This is a genomic window from Chryseobacterium sp. AG844, from assembly GCF_003182335.1.
In the GTDB taxonomy this organism is placed as follows: domain Bacteria; phylum Bacteroidota; class Bacteroidia; order Flavobacteriales; family Weeksellaceae; genus Chryseobacterium; species Chryseobacterium cupriresistens.
In genome coordinates this window covers 1-16313 of sequence record NZ_QGTV01000033.1, presented here as the reverse complement: position 1 = coordinate 16313, position 16313 = coordinate 1, and the positions used below count along the sequence as shown (strand labels likewise).

At 37.5% G+C, this 16313-nt stretch carries 16 protein-coding genes; 11 read left to right on the top strand and 5 right to left on the bottom strand.

The window, feature by feature from the left end; all coding sequences use genetic code 11:
* Positions 1-48: 48 nt before the first annotated feature.
* Complete coding sequence (locus DEU40_RS21375; RefSeq protein ID WP_110011722.1) at positions 49-684, top strand: trimeric intracellular cation channel family protein; 636 nt, start codon at positions 49-51, stop codon at positions 682-684.
* A 261-nt stretch (positions 685-945) separates the two neighbouring features.
* On the opposite strand, the gene DEU40_RS21370 is transcribed toward DEU40_RS21375, so the two are convergent.
* Together DEU40_RS21370 and DEU40_RS21365 are read right to left on the bottom strand one after the other, a co-directional pair.
* Positions 946-1515, bottom strand: coding sequence for a hypothetical protein (locus DEU40_RS21370; RefSeq protein ID WP_110011721.1), 570 nt, complete (start codon positions 1513-1515; stop codon positions 946-948).
* 149 nt (positions 1516-1664) lie between these two features.
* Positions 1665-2162 (bottom strand): dihydrofolate reductase, encoded by a 498-nt coding sequence (locus DEU40_RS21365; RefSeq protein WP_110011720.1) that lies wholly within the window; start codon positions 2160-2162, stop codon positions 1665-1667.
* A gap of 73 nt (positions 2163-2235) precedes the next feature.
* Between DEU40_RS21365 and DEU40_RS21360 the strand changes: the two genes are divergently transcribed.
* The 5 genes from DEU40_RS21360 to DEU40_RS21340 all read left to right on the top strand — a co-directional run bounded on the left by DEU40_RS21360 (position 2236) and on the right by DEU40_RS21340 (position 6678).
* The gene (locus DEU40_RS21360; protein ID WP_034693337.1) at positions 2236-2841 is read left to right on the top strand and encodes a LemA family protein; all 606 of its coding nucleotides are present in this window, start codon (positions 2236-2238) and stop codon (positions 2839-2841) included.
* Positions 2842-2843: 2 nt separating this feature from the next.
* Complete coding sequence (locus tag DEU40_RS21355) at positions 2844-3272, top strand: TPM domain-containing protein (protein ID WP_227942397.1); 429 nt, start codon at positions 2844-2846, stop codon at positions 3270-3272.
* Complete coding sequence (locus DEU40_RS21350; RefSeq protein WP_062675618.1) at positions 3253-4065, top strand: TPM domain-containing protein; 813 nt, start codon at positions 3253-3255, stop codon at positions 4063-4065. Before DEU40_RS21355 ends, DEU40_RS21350 begins: the two co-directional genes overlap by 20 nt.
* A 198-nt stretch (positions 4066-4263) precedes the next feature.
* On the top strand, positions 4264-4785 hold the full coding sequence (locus DEU40_RS21345; RefSeq protein ID WP_110011719.1) for an NAD(P)H-dependent oxidoreductase: 522 nt from the start codon (positions 4264-4266) through the stop codon (positions 4783-4785).
* Between the two features lie 3 nt (positions 4786-4788).
* Entirely contained in the window at positions 4789-6678 is a 1890-nt protein-coding gene (locus DEU40_RS21340; RefSeq protein ID WP_110011718.1) for a monovalent cation:proton antiporter-2 (CPA2) family protein, read from the top strand.
* Position 6679: 1 nt separating this feature from the next.
* On the opposite strand, the gene DEU40_RS21335 is transcribed toward DEU40_RS21340, so the two are convergent.
* Positions 6680-7507: a GIN domain-containing protein gene (locus DEU40_RS21335; protein WP_110011717.1), complete on the bottom strand. Its 828-nt coding sequence runs from the start codon at positions 7505-7507 to the stop codon at positions 6680-6682.
* A 185-nt stretch (positions 7508-7692) separates the two neighbouring features.
* Between DEU40_RS21335 and DEU40_RS21330 the strand changes: the two genes are divergently transcribed.
* A complete protein-coding gene (locus DEU40_RS21330) occupies positions 7693-9834 on the top strand; it encodes a M3 family metallopeptidase (RefSeq protein WP_110011716.1) in 2142 nt (713 codons plus the stop codon).
* A gap of 241 nt (positions 9835-10075) precedes the next feature.
* Positions 10076-10465 (top strand): YchJ family protein, encoded by a 390-nt coding sequence (locus DEU40_RS21325; protein ID WP_110011715.1) that lies wholly within the window; start codon positions 10076-10078, stop codon positions 10463-10465.
* Between the two features lie 195 nt (positions 10466-10660).
* On the opposite strand, the gene DEU40_RS21320 is transcribed toward DEU40_RS21325, so the two are convergent.
* On the bottom strand, positions 10661-11161 hold the full coding sequence (locus tag DEU40_RS21320) for a peptidylprolyl isomerase (RefSeq protein ID WP_062675624.1): 501 nt from the start codon (positions 11159-11161) through the stop codon (positions 10661-10663).
* Between the two features lie 146 nt (positions 11162-11307).
* A complete protein-coding gene (locus DEU40_RS21315) occupies positions 11308-11553 on the bottom strand; it encodes a VF530 family DNA-binding protein (protein WP_110011714.1) in 246 nt (81 codons plus the stop codon).
* A gap of 121 nt (positions 11554-11674) precedes the next feature.
* On the opposite strand from DEU40_RS21315, the gene DEU40_RS22560 reads away from it, so the two are divergent.
* From DEU40_RS22560 to DEU40_RS21300, 3 genes are all read left to right on the top strand, one after another.
* Positions 11675-11827: a hypothetical protein gene (locus DEU40_RS22560; RefSeq protein WP_171006328.1), complete on the top strand. Its 153-nt coding sequence runs from the start codon at positions 11675-11677 to the stop codon at positions 11825-11827.
* Positions 11828-11971: 144 nt separating this feature from the next.
* Positions 11972-13177, top strand: coding sequence for an exonuclease SbcCD subunit D (locus DEU40_RS21305; protein ID WP_110011712.1), 1206 nt, complete (start codon positions 11972-11974; stop codon positions 13175-13177).
* 3 nt (positions 13178-13180) lie between these two features.
* Entirely contained in the window at positions 13181-16216 is a 3036-nt protein-coding gene (locus DEU40_RS21300) for an AAA family ATPase (protein ID WP_110011711.1), read from the top strand.
* Positions 16217-16313 lie beyond the last annotated feature (97 nt).

Sequence of the window (16313 nt, the reverse complement as noted above, 5' to 3'; positions counted from 1 at the left end):
GAAATCATTCATCAATTATCATTTATCAACAATCATTTATAATTATATATGCACGAACAGTTCAATTTTGCAATAGAAGTCCTTGGGACCATTGCCTTTTCCATGTCCGGAAGTTTTGCAGCAATGCAGAAACGGCTGGATCCGTTCGGGGTGCTTATTATTGCATTTGTAACTTCTGTAGGAGGAGGAACTGTAAGAGACCTGCTGCTTGATATCCCTGTTTTCTGGATGCATGATATTCTGATGTGTACCCTGATTCTGGTGACCAGTATTTTTTCAATGATCTTCAAATCTCTTGAGAAAAACTTTAAAGTCACTTTATTTATCTTCGACAGCTTCGGGCTCGGATTATTTACCATAATTGGTGTACAAAAAGGTTTAAATGCAGGAATTCACCCCATGATCTGTATTGCATTAGGAACCATAACCGGCTGTTTTGGCGGTATCATCCGGGATATATTGCTCAACAGGATTCCTTTGATTTTCAGAAAGGAAATTTATGCTACAGCATGTATAGTGGGCGGAGCAGCATTTCTATTGATGACAAGATATACAATGCTTTCCTATACTTTTATACAAATCTTCACTATTTTACTGATCGTCGCGATTCGAACATTTGCTGTAAAATACCATTGGCAGATGCCTAAATTTTATGGCTATGATCATAATAATTCGGAAATGTAATTTAAAGGTAATTCTGTCCAATATTTTCTGTTAACAATAAATCCCGACAGAATCAAATCCAGCTCCAGTGGGAGCCAACTGTTAATAGAACGTATTGTTTTAAAGTCGTAGCTCCGGAGGAGCGACCTGTTAATTATTTTTAAATAAATCGGACAACAATATTTAAAAGTATTTATTTACCCAAAAGAAACTTTTAATTCTAAAAATAAAAAACAAAAAGTCCTGAAAAATTCAGGACTTTTATAGTATATGTTAGGATGACTAGAAGAATTTTCCTCTGTTTCTCATATTCGGGTTATGCATATGCTTCTGCATGGTTGGCATTTTCAACTGCTCTTTCATCATTTTAATCTGATCGGTCATCATTCCTGCACTGTCCAGTCTTTTTGCTTCTTCCAGTAATTTCTGCCCTTCCTGTTTTCTTCCTTTAGAAATAGCGGCAGCTGCAAGATTTAAAGTAGCCATTGCTCTGTCGTGTTTCATATTCAAACCATATTCCAATGCTTTTTTCATGAAAGGCTCTACTTTCGCAGGGTGATCCTGAGCTTGTGTCAATCCTGATAAATAGTGGAAATATCCATATTGAGTCTTATGAAGCTGTGTTTTATAATCTGTAATTTTAGACAGCCATTCTCCGGCTTTCTCCATATTTTGTTTTCTCAATTGCCAGAATGCCAAAAGAATATATTCATTCTTAAAGAATAGTAAGATCGGAAATGCAGCCAAAAGAAAAACAACAATACCCCATCCCAGATTTCTTGTGAAAATCATCATATAAAGTCCTAACAGGATAAGAAGTGCTGCTACTGCAATTTTTATGTATTTATTCATTATTAAATTTTAGAAGTGCAAAGATAATAAATTTAAGGCTTAAAGTTCAAAAAGTCAATGGTGAATGGTCAATTCGCTGCGCTTGTTAATTTTTTGTACCTGTGAGAAATTCACGATTCACTTTGCGAAGCAAAAATCACTATTGACGCTTATTCTTCTTTTTTAATTTTTTCAAACGTCTGGAAACAGAAATCATAACCGTTCTTTTCATCTTTCTCATGGCAGATTTCGTTGGTCATTTTCCAGATTTTCGGATCTATTTTCGGGAAGAATGTATCAGCCTGAAGATCTGCTTTCACCAAAGTAACTTCAAGTTTGTCCACTACATCCATAGTCTGCTCATAGATATTTCCGCCACCAATAACAAAAACTTCTTCATCAATCTTCCTGGCAAATTTCAATGCTTCTTTGATGCTTCCTACAATAAGAATTCCTTCCTCAAACCAGTCTTTCTTTCTTGACACAACAATGTTGGTACGGTTTGGAAGTGCTTTCCCAATACTTTCATAAGTCTTTCTTCCCATAATAACCGGATGCCCTGAAGTAATCTCTTTAAAATGTTTCAAATCTTTGGGAAGATGCCAAAGCAACTGGTTTTCAAAACCAATTTCATTTTTTTCTCCCATTGCCACCACTATTGTTGTCATTCAAATAATTTTTTACAAAATTAGCACATAATTTGTATATTTGGTTAGCACAAAAAATTTAAAAAAATAAACTATGAAAAATAAAGGATGTCTGGGCGCAGGAACCATTGGTATTGCCCTTCTTATTATTGTTGCAATTCTATTCTTCTGGGGAAAAAGCGGATATAACAGTTTTGTCAACAAAGAACAGACAGTAAATGCAAAATGGTCTAATGTAGAGACTGTTTATCAGAAAAGAGCCAACCTTATTCCTAACCTGGAAAGAACTGTAAAATCGTATTCAAAATTTGAGCAGGAAACTTTAACTCAAGTTGTGGAAGCCCGTTCCAAAGCGACTTCTATCAATATTGACCCTACGAATATGACCGAAGCTGATCTAGCTAAATTCCAGGCAGCACAAGGAGAATTATCGGGTGCATTAAGCAGATTGATGGCCGTGGTGGAATCTTATCCTAACCTGAAAGCAGACCAGCAGTATATCAACTTCCAGAGAGAATACACTGCTATTGAAAACAGTATCAGAACTGAAACGGTTTACTATAATGATGCTGCAAAGGATTATAATACTTCCATCAAGACTTTCCCGAATAATATTCTGGCGAATTTCACAAACTTCAAAGAAAAACCTTATTTCAAAGCTGACGCAGGCGCTCAGAAAGCTCCTGAAGTATTCAAATAATAATGGGTAATTTCCTTACAAATCAACAGATCGCTTCCCTTGTGGAAGCGATTCAGTCTGCGGAAGATCATTCTACGGGAGAGATCAGAGTGCATATTGATTCCAATACGGAAAACCGTGATGCCAAGACTGCATTTGAAGTTTTTAAAAAACTGGCTATGGATAAGACAGCCGACAGAAATGCGGTGCTTTTTCATGTCAACTTCGAACAAAAATATCTTACCATCATTGGAGATACCGGAATTCATGAAAAAGTAAAACAGTCGTACTGGGATCATCTTCACGATTATATCACTGCTGAATTTGCCAAAGGAAATTATTATCAGGCGCTGAAAAGTGCTATCCTGGAAACAGGACTTGAACTCAAAAAACATTTTCCTGTGGAAGGAGAAAACCCAAACCAACTTCCAAATGAAATTACGTTCTCTTAAAATAGTATTTTCATTTTTACTGCTCTGCTTTTACACTTTTGTATCAGCACAATACACCATTCCTGAAAAACCTGCGGTGCTGTATCCTGTTTTTGATGAAGCCGGATTGCTTTCCCAGCAGGAAAAAGATGCACTTAATCATAAACTGATCAAGTTTGCAGATTCTACCTCAACAGAAATTGAAGTGGTGATCATCCGCTCTACCAAAGGAGAAGATGTAAATTTTCTGGCCACCATGTTTGGTGAAAAATGGAAAATCGGAAAAAAAGGAGTAGACAACGGAGTGGTTTTCCTTATCGCAACAGAAGACAGAACGATGTCTATCCAACAGGGGCGTGCCGTAGAGCAATACCTTACCGCTTCAGTAGCTGGGCAGATCTTAGATTACATCGTCACCCCAAATTTCAAAAAAGGACTTTGGTATGAAGGGATCAATGGTGGAACCTCAGCGATTATGGAGGCTGTTGAGGGAAAATTCAAACCTGTAGCCACAACAGCTCCTTCCGGCAACGGAAGTGCCTTTAAAGTTCTTATCATTGCTTTTATTATTTTCATCATCATTGCTATCCTTTTTGGAAACAGAGGTGGTGGACGTGGCGGAAATAATGACGACGATGATGATGTGATCATCACCAGAAGAGGACGCAGAAATTATCCTGGCGGTTTCTTCCCATTCCCTGGCAGCTTCGGAGGAGGTGGCTTTGGCGGTGGAAGTTCAGGTGGCGGAGGCGGATTCGGAGGCTTCGGCGGTGGTGGAAGCTTTGGTGGCGGTGGCGCATCCGGAGGTTGGTAAATTAACAAGTCAATTTAAAATTTATATAGAAATCAGATCGTGATGATCTGATTTTTTTATTTAAAAACCTAAAATAATACTGATTCTTTAACTTTTATTAATGTTAATTTGACATTTAGATAGTAAAAAATTAATAAAACCTCTTAAAAACCACCTTTTATTCAATATTTTTTCACTATATTTACTGAAAACAGGATTATGAAGAAGACGCTGGTAGTATTTGCACACCCCTATCTGGAGCACTCCAATTCGAATGTAGAGCTCATCAATTTCTACGTTCGCCACCAGCATTATACCCTGAGAGATCTTTACGAAGAATATCCTGACTTTCATATCGCAGCTTTCCGGGAAAGGAAACGCCTTAAAAACTATGAACGTTTTATCTTCCAGTTTCCCCTGATATGGTTCGGAATGCCTCCTCTTCTCAGATTATGGATTGATGAAGTTTTCGACAGAGACTGGCTGAAAGAGGGCGAACATAATCCACTCGAAGGAAAAGAAGTCTATATTCTGGTAACCACAGGTGGAAAAGAAAGGTCTTTCAGCAAAACCGGCACTTATCAATATACCATAGATGAACTCATCAGCGGGCTTATTGTTTCATTAAAAGTTTTCAAAGCAGATATTAAGCACATCAAAATTGTATACGAAGCCAATAAGCTCTCTAAAAAAGAAATTATTTTACATAAAAAAGAATTTACAGAACTACTCAATCAATAGCATATGGAATCCAGCTTAGCGATGAACACATTAATTTTCCTGGGTGTAGCCATTATCATGGTTCCATTGGCCAGGAAATTAGGGTTGAGTTCTGTTATCGGTTATATTTTAGGAGGAATTATCATAGGTCCTTACGTCCTTAAACTTACAGGAAACAATGTCAATGACATTATGCATGCCAGCGAGTTTGGAGTGATCATGCTTTTATTTTTGGTAGGTCTGGAACTGGAGCCCCGGAAGTTCTGGGAAATGCGAAAGAAAATAATGGGTCTTGGACTTTCTCAGATGGCCCTTACCATTCTTCTGCTTTTCCTGGTATTCACAAGCGTAGGCTGGAGAGTAGACAAAGCGATTGCCATTGCCATGTGTTTTGCCCTATCTTCTACCGCCATTGTTCTGCAGACTTTACAGGAAAAAAACAACCTCAAGACTACCGCGGGAGAAGCTTCATTTTCTACCCTGCTGTTTCAGGATATTTCAGTAATTCCTATTTTGGCGATATTACCTATTCTTGCCAATTATAAGGCCAAACATCATGACAATGAAATTCAGATTCTGATTCAAAAACTCCCGGAATGGCTTCAGGCCGGAACGGTTATTTTCGGGGTAGCATTATTGATTCTACTCGGCAGATATGTATTTGTTCCTTTTCTGCGCTATGTTTCAAAATCAGGAATGTCAGAGCTATTGACTGCTTCTTCATTATTTCTGGTTATTGGGGTTTCGGAGCTGATGGTGGTGATCGGCCTTTCACCTGCTTTAGGTGCTTTCCTGGCAGGAGTAATGCTTGCCAACAGTGAATTCCGTCATGAGCTGGAAGCACAGATTGATCCGTTCAAAGGCCTGCTTTTAGCTGTTTTCTTTGTGAGTGTAGGGTCTACCATTAATTTTAATATTATCCAGCAAGATCCCTTATTTATCTTCAGTACTGTTTTTGCCGTGCTGGCTGTAAAATTTGTGGTTTTATACACCATTGGAAAATTTTTCAGGATAGATACTCCCCAAAGTCTTTTTTATGCCTTTGCCCTTTCTCAGGTCGGAGAATTTGCATTTGTACTGCTGAATTATGCATCAGATCTTTATCTTTTAGGGCCGGAGATGAATGCACAGATGATGGCTGTTACGGCAATTACCATGTGTATCACTCCTATTCTTCTCATCATCAATGATAAATTTATCACTCCGAAATTCATTAAAGAAATTCCCGAGGAAGAACATGATTATAATATTCTCGACAGCGATGTTGCTCAAAAGAAAATTATTATTGTAGGTTTCGGGCATTTTGGAAGTACCGTAGGACGCCTTTTAAAAGCCAATAAAATATCAGCTACCGTTTTGGACCGGGATTCTGATCGTGTGAAGCTTCTCAGAAGCTATGGTTTTAAAGTCTATTACGGTGATGCTACGAGAATTCCCATTTTAAGAGCGGCAGGAATTGAAGATGCTGAAATTCTCGTTTTATGTCTGGATGATCCTGACGATAATAAGTTCATTGCAGAACTTGTCCGTGAACATTATCCTAAAGTCAAAATTTTCGTAAGAGCGAAAAACAGGATTGATGCCTATGATTATCTGAACAATGGAGTCAATCACATTTACCGTGAAACACTGGGAACAGCTGTAGATATGGCTGTAGATGTACTTCATGAAACGGGGATGAGGAAATATGCTGCAAGACGTCTTGGGCAAAGATTTATGGCTATTGATAAAGCATCAATCCGGAAGCTGGCAAAAATGAAGGAAAATGATGAAGACATTACCTTGTTTACCACAAAAGAAATCCTCCAGCGAGAGGAGGATTTATTGGCTTATGATAATCTTAATTTTGATAATAAAAACTGGGAAGGTTCCTCATCCGCAGATGAAGAAGATGAGGAAGAAACCCAGGATTAGTTTATTGGATGTTTACGCTTCCGCCGCTGCTTTCGTCTTTTATCACGCTCTTAAGCTCTCCTTTTTTCGAGATATCCACACTTCCACCGGATGAAGCCCCTGCTTTCACACTTGATACAGCACTTATGTGAACACTTGCTCCACTGGAAGCATCTGCTTCCACGTCATCAGCAATGACATTTTTAGCGGAAACACTGCTTCCTGAAGAAGCACTTACGTCTACTTTTTTTGCTTTACCGGAAAGATCAAGAGTTGATCCTGATGAAGATTCAATATCTAGGTTTACTGCCCATATTTTCCCATCGAAACTACTGCTGCTGCTTACATTGATATCCATATCATTCGCTTCAAGGTCTCCGGAAATACTTCCTGCACTTGATGCTTCGATATCTGTTTTTTCCTGGGTAAATTTATCTTTTACAATAATTCTTGCTGCTGAATCGGCAAGGAGTTTTTTAAAGTCTTTGGCATAAATCTTCGCTGTCACTTTACTGATATTCATCACTCTGATCCCCGGCTTATAATGAATGTGCAGTTTCCCTCCATCATTATCCACCAGAATTTCATCAATGATACTTTGAGGGGCTGAGATTTCAACTTTCTCAGTCTCAGATTTTATAATTTCTGCTTCAATGGCCTGTGAAACCTGAATTTCATCAAAATCACCATTAAATTCCTTATGCTGTATCGGGCCGCTTTCTTTGCTCACTACTTTCTCTACCCAATTACTTTTGTCTCCTTCCCTTTCTCTGTTTCTGTTCTCATGTTTATCATTACATGAGGCTAAAGCCACTAAGGCTGAAAAAATAAATAAAGTACTTGTTTTCATGCTTATTCCTTTTGTTAATTTTTTTATTGATTTCTTTATTTAAATAACAACTAATTTATAAAAAATATTACATTACATTTGAAAATACTGTAAATACCACAAAGGGCTTAAAGAAATACATCCGCCGAAATATGTTCTATGATACAAGTTTTTAATATCTTTATGCTTTAATAACAACTATATTTATGAAGAATATTTCATCGGTATTATTAATTTCTGCCTTGGCGTTCAATCAATCTTGTACTACAATGAAACAGACCGATATTCAACAGGAGCTACCTGCACCTGACCCCTCTTTAGCTTCCAATCCTTTTATGAAGAAGAGTAAGCTTCAATACGAAGCTCCGGAGTTTGACAAAATCAAAAACGAACACTTCAAACCAGCTTTTAATTATGGTTTAAAGCAACATGAAGCTGAAATTATAAAAATTGCCAACAATCCGGCTGCCCCTACTTTTGAAAATACCATCGTTGCATTGGAAAAAAGTGGTGAAGTACTGAGAAGAGCACAAATTGTATTTTCAAACCTTACAAGTGCGAATACTAACCCTACTTTACAGGCCTTGGATGAAGAATATGCCCCTATTTTTGCGGCACATTCTGATAAACTGTACCTGAATGAAAATCTTTATAAAAGAATACAATCCATCAAAGAAGATGGTCTGGATTCTGAAAGCAAAAGACTTTTACAATATTATAAGCAGAATTTTGAAATTGCAGGAGCTAACCTTTCTGCAGCGGATAAAGAAAAATTAAAGCAGCTCAATCAGGAACTGGCTTCTCTTTCTACACAATATGCCAACAAATTACTGGAAGCAAGAAAGCAAGGTGGAGTTTTCTTCTCAGACGCCAAAGAACTGGATGGACTTTCTGCTGATGAAATTGCAGCGGCAGCAGCTGATGCCAAAACAGCAGGACAACCAGGAAAATATCTTCTGACTTTACAGAATACAACACAGCAGCCTCTTTTACAAAATTTAAAAAACAGGGCTACCAGAGAAAAGCTATTTAAAGCTTCATGGACAAGAGCTGAGAAAGGAGATGCCAACGATACAAGATCAACCATCGAGCAGCTTGCTAAACTAAGATTGAAGAAAGCACAGATTTTAGGCAAGAAAAACTTTGCAGAATGGAAACTTCAGGATCAAATGGCAAAAACCCCTGAAGCAGCAACAAAACTTATGAACCAGATTGCTACTCCTGCAGTGGAAACAGCAAGACGTGAAGCAAAAGATATTCAGGATCTTATTGATCAGCAGAAAGGAGGTTTCAAAGTAGAACCCTGGGACTGGAATTTCTATGCTGAACAGGTAAGAAAAGCTAAGTTTGACCTTGATGAAAGTGAAATTAAACCTTATTTTGAAATTACAACCGTTCTTGAAAAAGGAGTTTTCTTTGCTGCTGAAAAATTCTACGGACTTACATTCAAAAAGAGAACAGATCTTCCGGTTTATCATCCGGACGTAGTAACGTATGAAGTTTTCGATCATGATGGAAAATCTATTGCCATTTACTATCTGGATTTCTATACAAGGGATTCTAAAAACGGTGGTGCATGGATGAGTAATTTTGTTGAGCAGTCTTATTTGCTGGGAACAAAACCTGTAATCGTGAACTGCTACAATTATCAGAAACCTGCTCCGGGAAAACCTTCCTTAATCAGCTATGACGATGTTTCAACCATCTTCCATGAATTTGGTCACTCTATTCACGGAATGTTTGCCAGCCAGAAATATCCTTCACTTTCAGGAACAAATGTACCGAGAGACTTCGTGGAATTCCCATCCCAGATTAATGAGCACTGGGCTTTAGATCCGGTTGTTCTGAAGAATTATGCTGTACATTATGAAACAAAACAGCCTATTCCGCAGGCTTTGGTAGATAAAATCAAAAAGGCAGCTACATTCAATCAGGGTTATATGACTACAGAATTGGTTTCGGCTGCTGAACTTGATATGGATTGGCATACGGTAAGCAATGAAAATCAGTTCATTCCTGTTTTAGACTTTGAAAAGCAGTCTCTAACCAGCCATGGATTTAATCTGGCCACAGTTCCGCCAAGATATCACACACCTTATTTTGCACACATCTGGGGAGGTGGATATTCTGCAGGATACTATGCGTATTTGTGGTCTGAAACATTGGATAACGATGCTTGGGAATGGATCAGTAAGAACGGTGGTTTAACCAGAGAAAACGGTGACCGTTTCAGAAAATATATTCTTTCCGTAGGAAATTCTGTAGATCTGAATCAGGCATTCAGAGATTTCACAGGACACGATCCGGATATCAAACCTTTATTGAGAAACAGAGGGTTTATTAAATAAATCAATGGAAGCATTCTTTAATCAGAGTGCTTCTTTTTTATACCTATCTGTGATAAATAAAATTTTCTATGTTTCGGCTAAAGCCGGTGGATTTTTGTTTATTTATTTTGAACGGGCTTTAGCCCGTTTCTATTGAATATATAACAATTCAACATATTAATTCCATTATAAAATTCAAATAGGCAGAACTCCTTTCTAATGAGATTCATTATTTTTGCATTCAAAATTTAAAATACAATATATGAACTGTCCATGCTGTTCAGGAAAATCATACGAAGAATGCTGCAAGCCTTATCATACCGGAGAAAAACATGCTCCTACGGCTGAAGCTCTGATGCGCTCAAGATTTTCTGCTTTTGCCATTCCGAATGGTGAATACCTGATGGAGACTACCCTTCCGGGAAAAAGAAAATACCACAATAAGAAAGATCTTCAGGAATGGGGAGAAATCAACCAATGGACAAAACTGGAAATCATCCGTACTCCGGCTTTAAACCATGTAGAATTTAAGGCTTATTATACCGATCAGGACGGGCATCCGCAAGTTCATCATGAGTTTTCTGTTTTTCAGAAGATGCACGAACGCTGGTATTATGTTTCCGGGGAGTTTTTGGATGAGGAAACGGATTGAGAAAATATAATGTAGTGATGTTTTGCGTATAGAACCACCCCGTTAAAAATTCTTTGAATTTTCGCCACCCCTCCACAGGGGAATGCCAAGCAATCAATACCTGTTATAACCTTATCAATAAAAATGAGCCACAGGATTATCTGTGGCTCATTTTCTTATCTGAAACATGTCCGAAAAATTCGGGCATTTATATTTTTAGTGAGCTTCGTTTCCGTCAATTCCGTGAGCGTGACCATGCGCCAACTCTTCTTCTGTTGCAGGGCGAGTGCTTAAAACTTCCACGTCGAAATCCAATACTTTTCCAGCCATCGGGTGGTTAAGGTCTGCTACTACAACTTCCGGAGTAATTTCTACTACAAAAGCCTGGAAGTTATTCCCCTGATTATCTGATAAAGGTAAAATAGCTCCTACAGGCGGAAGTCCTGATTCTTTAAACATTTCCACTGGTAACTGTGCAATAGCATCCGGCTGTCTTTCACCGTAAGCTTCTTCAGGCTGAATTACGAAAGCCGCTTTATCTCCAGCTTTTAAACCTAAGATATTTTGTTCAAATTTTGGAATCATCATTCCCACACCATACAAAAATGTAAGTGGATTTTCTGTTGTTGTTTCTTCTACAAGAATCTTACTTCCATCTGGTTCGATCGTATGAAGTATATACTTTACAGCTACAACGTGATTGTTTTCGATTGTCATATTTTTTCTTTTTTTCGTGATTTTCTTTCACGATTAATCATACAAATATACTCTTTTTGAAATGATTCAATGAGCCTGGAGGCTGGAGGTTGGAAGAAGGAAGCTATGAAAGGCATAAAGAAATGGAGATTTTCTTTTTACAGCCTTTATTTTTTTCTACTTTCGTCTCTCTTTTTTTGTCTTAGCATAAAGAGATACAGGCTCTCGACTTTTGTTCTTGCCCAAGGAGTTTTTCGCAGAAACTTCAGAGAAGAGCTTATGCTTGGGTTATCTGTAAAACATTTTATATTGATCTGTTCGCCCAGCCTTTCAAAACCTTGATAGTATTCTACCAGTTCTTCAAGGATAGCATCCAGTCTTTTTCCGTGTAAAGGATCTTTGGACTGTTCCATCTTTTTTTTGCAAAATTAATTGATTATAAGTTTATATGAAAATCTACACCTCTTCTTCCCTTTTTGTTTCTTATTTTTGAAGAAGCCATTCCTTACCAATAAAAATTATCCGTTACAAAACATGAGCAAAAACAACGAAGCGAACAGGAAGAAAAATAAAAAGAAAATCGATCAGAAAAAACGTAAAATCCAAAATGCAGAAGCTGAAAGAAAAGCAAGGTTAAAACAAATCCGGGAAGATTTCAAAGCAAGAGAAGCTGACAATAAGCTATAATTATCTTGATCCGAAGTAAGGAAACCTTAATTTTTTAAATGAAGTATTCTCTATCTTTACATTGTAATAGCTGCAAAATAATTATCTGCAAAACAAATTGAAAATTACGCTGCATATACTCTTTTTAATTCTCAAATTTACATTATGAAAATCCTCCACACTGCCGACTGGCATTTGGGTAAGCGTCTCGACCGTTTTTCAAGACTGGAAGAACAGGTCTTGGTTATGAATGAAATTGTTCAGATTGCTGACGAGCAAAACGTTGATTTAGTTTTAATTGCAGGTGATCTTTTCGATAATTTCAATCCAGGTGTAGAGGCTGCTGAACTTTTTTATAAAACATTAAAACGTTTATCCCTGAACGGAAAACGTCCTGTAATTGCTATTTCCGGTAATCATGATTCTCCCAGCTTAATTAATGCTCCTGATCCTCTGGCAAGGGAGTGCGGGATTATTTTAATCGGCCATCCAAAAGCGGAAATTGTGCCTTTCGGTACGGAACATTTTAGTATCATCAACTCGAAAGAAGGTTTTATAGAACTGAAAATTGATAGGATCAACTTTCCTGTAAGAATTCTTCACACACCTTTTGCAAATGAAATCCGGTTAAAGGAATACTTTGGTGAAAATAAAGAAGAAGAAATCAACAAAGTACTTTCGCAGACCTGGAAAAACCTTGCTGATCAGTTTTGTGATGATTCCGGAGTCAATCTTCTGACGGCTCATTTGTATATGAATAAAAGAGGTGCAGAAGTGTTGGAAGAACCAGAAGGAGAAAAGCCGATTAAGATAGGAAACGCAGACTTGATTTTTTCGGACAGTATTCCCGAGCAGATGCAATATACGGCATTGGGCCACCTCCATGGTTTTCAGAATATCGGAACGAAGGAAAAACCTGTGATTTATTCATCCTCTCCTCTGTGCTACAGTTTCAGCGAAGCCGGACAAAAGAAGTATGTTTCCATTATTGATGCAGAGCCGGGAAAAACAGTTTCCTACGAGAAGAAACTCTTGAAAAGTGGCAGAGCTTTAGTCCGAAAAACATTTACCTCCATTGAGGATGCTGTTCAATGGCTGGGTGAAAATCCCAATACATTTATTGAACTTACACTGGAAAGTGAGACTTTTTTAACGGCAGATGAAAGAAGATTAATTTATCAGTCTCACAACGGAATTGTTCACCTTATCCCCAAAATAAAAAATCTGGAATTGGCAGAAAATCAAAACCAGGAGATCAATTTAAGTCAGGATATTGATATTTTATTCAAGGATTATTTTAAATCTAAAAACGGCGGGCAGGAAGCCAATGAAGAACTGATGAATTTGTTTAACGAAATTTTAAATGCATAAGCTATGATCCCTGTTCAATTAACTATCGAAGGACTTTACTCGTACCGGGAACGCCAGACCATTGATTTCAGAAATCTCACTGAGGCGGGGTTGTTTGGGATTTTCGGGGCTGTGGGTTCCGGAAAATCATCAGTTCTTGAGGCCATTTCGTTTGCTTTATACGGTGAAACGGAACGTCTGAATATGCGCGATAAAAGGGCTTATAATATGATGAATTTAAAATCAAACAGTTCTTATATTGAATTTGATTTTATCAATTATGAGAATAAACTTTTCCGTGCTTCCCGTGATTTTAAGCGAAATTCAAAAAAGTTCGAAGAGGTAAAACCTAATGCGGTTACATTTTATGAAAACATCAACGGCAAATGGATTCCTCTGGATCACTCAAATGCAGAATCTATTATTGGATTAAGCTATTCCAACTTCAAAAGAACCATCATTATTCCGCAGGGACAGTTCAAAGAATTCCTTGAATTGGGTGCTGCCGAAAGAACGAACATGATGAAGGAAATTTTTAATCTTCAGAAATTTGATCTTCAGAACAATGTTTCTGCACTCAATATAAAAAACAGATCTGAACTGGATCAGCTGGAAGGGCAATTAAAAGGGTTTGAAGAAATAAATGAGGAGAAAATCAAGATTCAGAAAGAGGAACTTGTAGAGGAACAGAAAAAACTCTCGGAATCCAATGAAAAACTGGAAAAGGCTTCCCAGGCATATCAGCAGCTTAAAAACCTTAAAAGTGACTTTGACAGTTTACAGCAAAACAAAGAAAAGTTCAGTAAACTCTCTGAAGAAAAGCCTCAGATGGATGCTCTGGAAATACAGGCAGAATTATACGACAGGATTTTCAGAATTTTCAACCCTTTGATTATTGAGAAAAATAAACTCTCGAAAGAGATTTCTGCAAAACGAAACGAAAAGGAACAACAAATCAAAGACTGGCAGGAAACTGAAAAGGTTTTTAATACTGTAAAAGAGCAGCTCATGGTCCTTGAACCACAGTTTAAAGCCTTAGAGCAATCCAGGATTCAGGAAAATGATCTGAACCTTATCATTCAGATCCTGAAATTTTCTGAAGAAATCAAGATCCTGAACGAAAGAACCCGGAAAGGTTCTGAAAAAGTAAAAGAAGTAGATCTTAATAAAGAGAAAATTCAAAAGACCATTGATGAACTTTCCGCACAGATTAAAACCTTAAAAGAACAAAAACTGGATTCTGCCCTGCTTTCTGAAGTGGGTAACTGGTTTATTCAACAAAAGAATTTAAAAAAATCGCTTCAGGAACAAGCTGAAAAGATCGGGAAACATCAAAAGCAGATCGGAGAAATTACAGAAGAATTAAAGCCTTTTGCTTATACCAAAAATTATAAAGAAGATTTCAGAATCAGAAAAGAAACCTTAGAGACTCAAAAAAAGGAACTTTCCCATAAACTGGATCATCTCAAAATACAAAAAGAACTTTCCCGTTTTGCCAGTGAACTTCATGACGGAGAAAACTGCCCGCTCTGTGGTTCTAAAGAACATCCGCATATTGTAGAATTTCATGATGTAAATACTGAACTACAGGAAATTCAGGAGAAAATAGCATCGCTTGAACAGGAAGGAACAGGACTTCAAAAGCAGGAGGCTGAAATTGACAAGATTCTGGACCGTAAAAAGATCTTTGAGGAACAGCTTCTTTCGGAACAAAAAATACTTCTGCAGATTCAGAAGGATATTGAAAATCATCTGCTGAATTTCACCTGGAAACAATTTGCTTCCAACCAGGAAGAGGAATTTGAGAAAAAACGTTCAGACTCGTTTGCGCTGGAGAAAAAGATCGAAGAAACGGAAAGGAATATCGCTTTAGCAAGGGAAAATTTTGACAGAGAATCCCAAACACTGGAAAAATATAAGAGTGCTCTGGAAGCTTTCCGTCTGGAAGAAGTTTCGAAGCAGGAGCAAATCAATATCAGCCGTTCCGGTCTTAAAATTCTCGAATGGGATCTGTATGCTCAAAAGGAAATAAAAGAAATTGAAGAATCGTATCAGAAGCTTGCCCATTCTAATAAAGAGATTGAAGAAAATTACCTGAAAACTGTAGAGCAGGAAAAAATTCTTTCTCCGAAACTGGCAGAGCAAAAGGCTATTGCAAGCCAATCTGAAAAGCAGATTACAGAGCTGGAGAAGGAAATTTCATGGAATGAGGAAGCAATTATCAAAGCATTGGCAGAGCAGAATTTCACAGAATTCAAAGAAGTTGAGAATATTTTACTTCAGGAAATTAATGTTGAGCTGGTGAGGACTAAAGTTCAGCTTTTCAAAGTTGAATTTGAAGCTTTAAAGAAATTCATCGGAGAGCTTGAATTAAAGCTGAAGGGACTTTCATTCGATAATGAACAGTTTTCTCTGACTGAAAAGCAATTTAATGAAGCGCAAACCGAACAAAAACAGATCAATGATTCTGTAGTCACAAAAACCGCTGAAATAGATCGATTAGAAAAAGAATTTATAAAAAAAGAAAGTCTTTTAAAAGAACATGTAAAGCTTCAGAAACGTTCAGAAAATCTGAAGATCATGATGAATTTGTTCAAAGGAGCAGGCTTTGTACAATATGTTTCATCTATTTATCTGAGACAGCTTTGCGATCATGCCAATGTACGTTTTCACAGGATGACCAGAAATCAGCTGAGCCTCCAGCTGAATGAGAATAATGATTTCGAAATCATTGATTACCTCAACGAAGGAAAAAGCAGAAGTGTAAAAACGCTTTCCGGAGGGCAGGCATTTCAGGTATCTTTAAGTCTGGCTCTGGCTCTGGCAGAAAGTGTTCAGGCCAATGCGCAGGCCGATAAAAACTTCTTCTTTATTGATGAAGGTTTCGGAACTCAGGATACGGAATCTGTGAATATCGTTTTTGAAACGCTCACCAACCTGATGAAAGAAAACAGGATTGTAGGAATTATTTCGCACGTTGAAGAGCTGAAAGAGAAAATCCCAACGGCGCTCAACATCATTAAAGATGAAGAAAGAGGAAGTCTGATTGAGATTGTTTAATATGAATTAGTCAATACTTAATCTGACAGTTATAATCAAATTAAATAACTTTAAAACAGATTAAGTATTATGACAACACAACAAAAAATCATCAAAA

Coding starts and splice junctions, on each gene's coding strand:
- DEU40_RS21375 (WP_110011722.1), top strand. CDS start 49: ATGCACGAACAGTTCAATTTTGCAATAGAAGTCCTTGGGACCATTGCC.
- DEU40_RS21370 (WP_110011721.1), bottom strand. CDS start 1,515: ATGAATAAATACATAAAAATTGCAGTAGCAGCACTTCTTATCCTGTTA.
- DEU40_RS21365 (WP_110011720.1), bottom strand. CDS start 2,162: ATGACAACAATAGTGGTGGCAATGGGAGAAAAAAATGAAATTGGTTTT.
- DEU40_RS21360 (WP_034693337.1), top strand. CDS start 2,236: ATGAAAAATAAAGGATGTCTGGGCGCAGGAACCATTGGTATTGCCCTT.
- DEU40_RS21355 (WP_227942397.1), top strand. CDS start 2,844: ATGGGTAATTTCCTTACAAATCAACAGATCGCTTCCCTTGTGGAAGCG.
- DEU40_RS21350 (WP_062675618.1), top strand. CDS start 3,253: ATGAAATTACGTTCTCTTAAAATAGTATTTTCATTTTTACTGCTCTGC.
- DEU40_RS21345 (WP_110011719.1), top strand. CDS start 4,264: ATGAAGAAGACGCTGGTAGTATTTGCACACCCCTATCTGGAGCACTCC.
- DEU40_RS21340 (WP_110011718.1), top strand. CDS start 4,789: ATGGAATCCAGCTTAGCGATGAACACATTAATTTTCCTGGGTGTAGCC.
- DEU40_RS21335 (WP_110011717.1), bottom strand. CDS start 7,507: ATGAAAACAAGTACTTTATTTATTTTTTCAGCCTTAGTGGCTTTAGCC.
- DEU40_RS21330 (WP_110011716.1), top strand. CDS start 7,693: ATGAAGAATATTTCATCGGTATTATTAATTTCTGCCTTGGCGTTCAAT.
- DEU40_RS21325 (WP_110011715.1), top strand. CDS start 10,076: ATGAACTGTCCATGCTGTTCAGGAAAATCATACGAAGAATGCTGCAAG.
- DEU40_RS21320 (WP_062675624.1), bottom strand. CDS start 11,161: ATGACAATCGAAAACAATCACGTTGTAGCTGTAAAGTATATACTTCAT.
- DEU40_RS21315 (WP_110011714.1), bottom strand. CDS start 11,553: ATGGAACAGTCCAAAGATCCTTTACACGGAAAAAGACTGGATGCTATC.
- DEU40_RS22560 (WP_171006328.1), top strand. CDS start 11,675: ATGAGCAAAAACAACGAAGCGAACAGGAAGAAAAATAAAAAGAAAATC.
- DEU40_RS21305 (WP_110011712.1), top strand. CDS start 11,972: ATGAAAATCCTCCACACTGCCGACTGGCATTTGGGTAAGCGTCTCGAC.
- DEU40_RS21300 (WP_110011711.1), top strand. CDS start 13,181: ATGATCCCTGTTCAATTAACTATCGAAGGACTTTACTCGTACCGGGAA.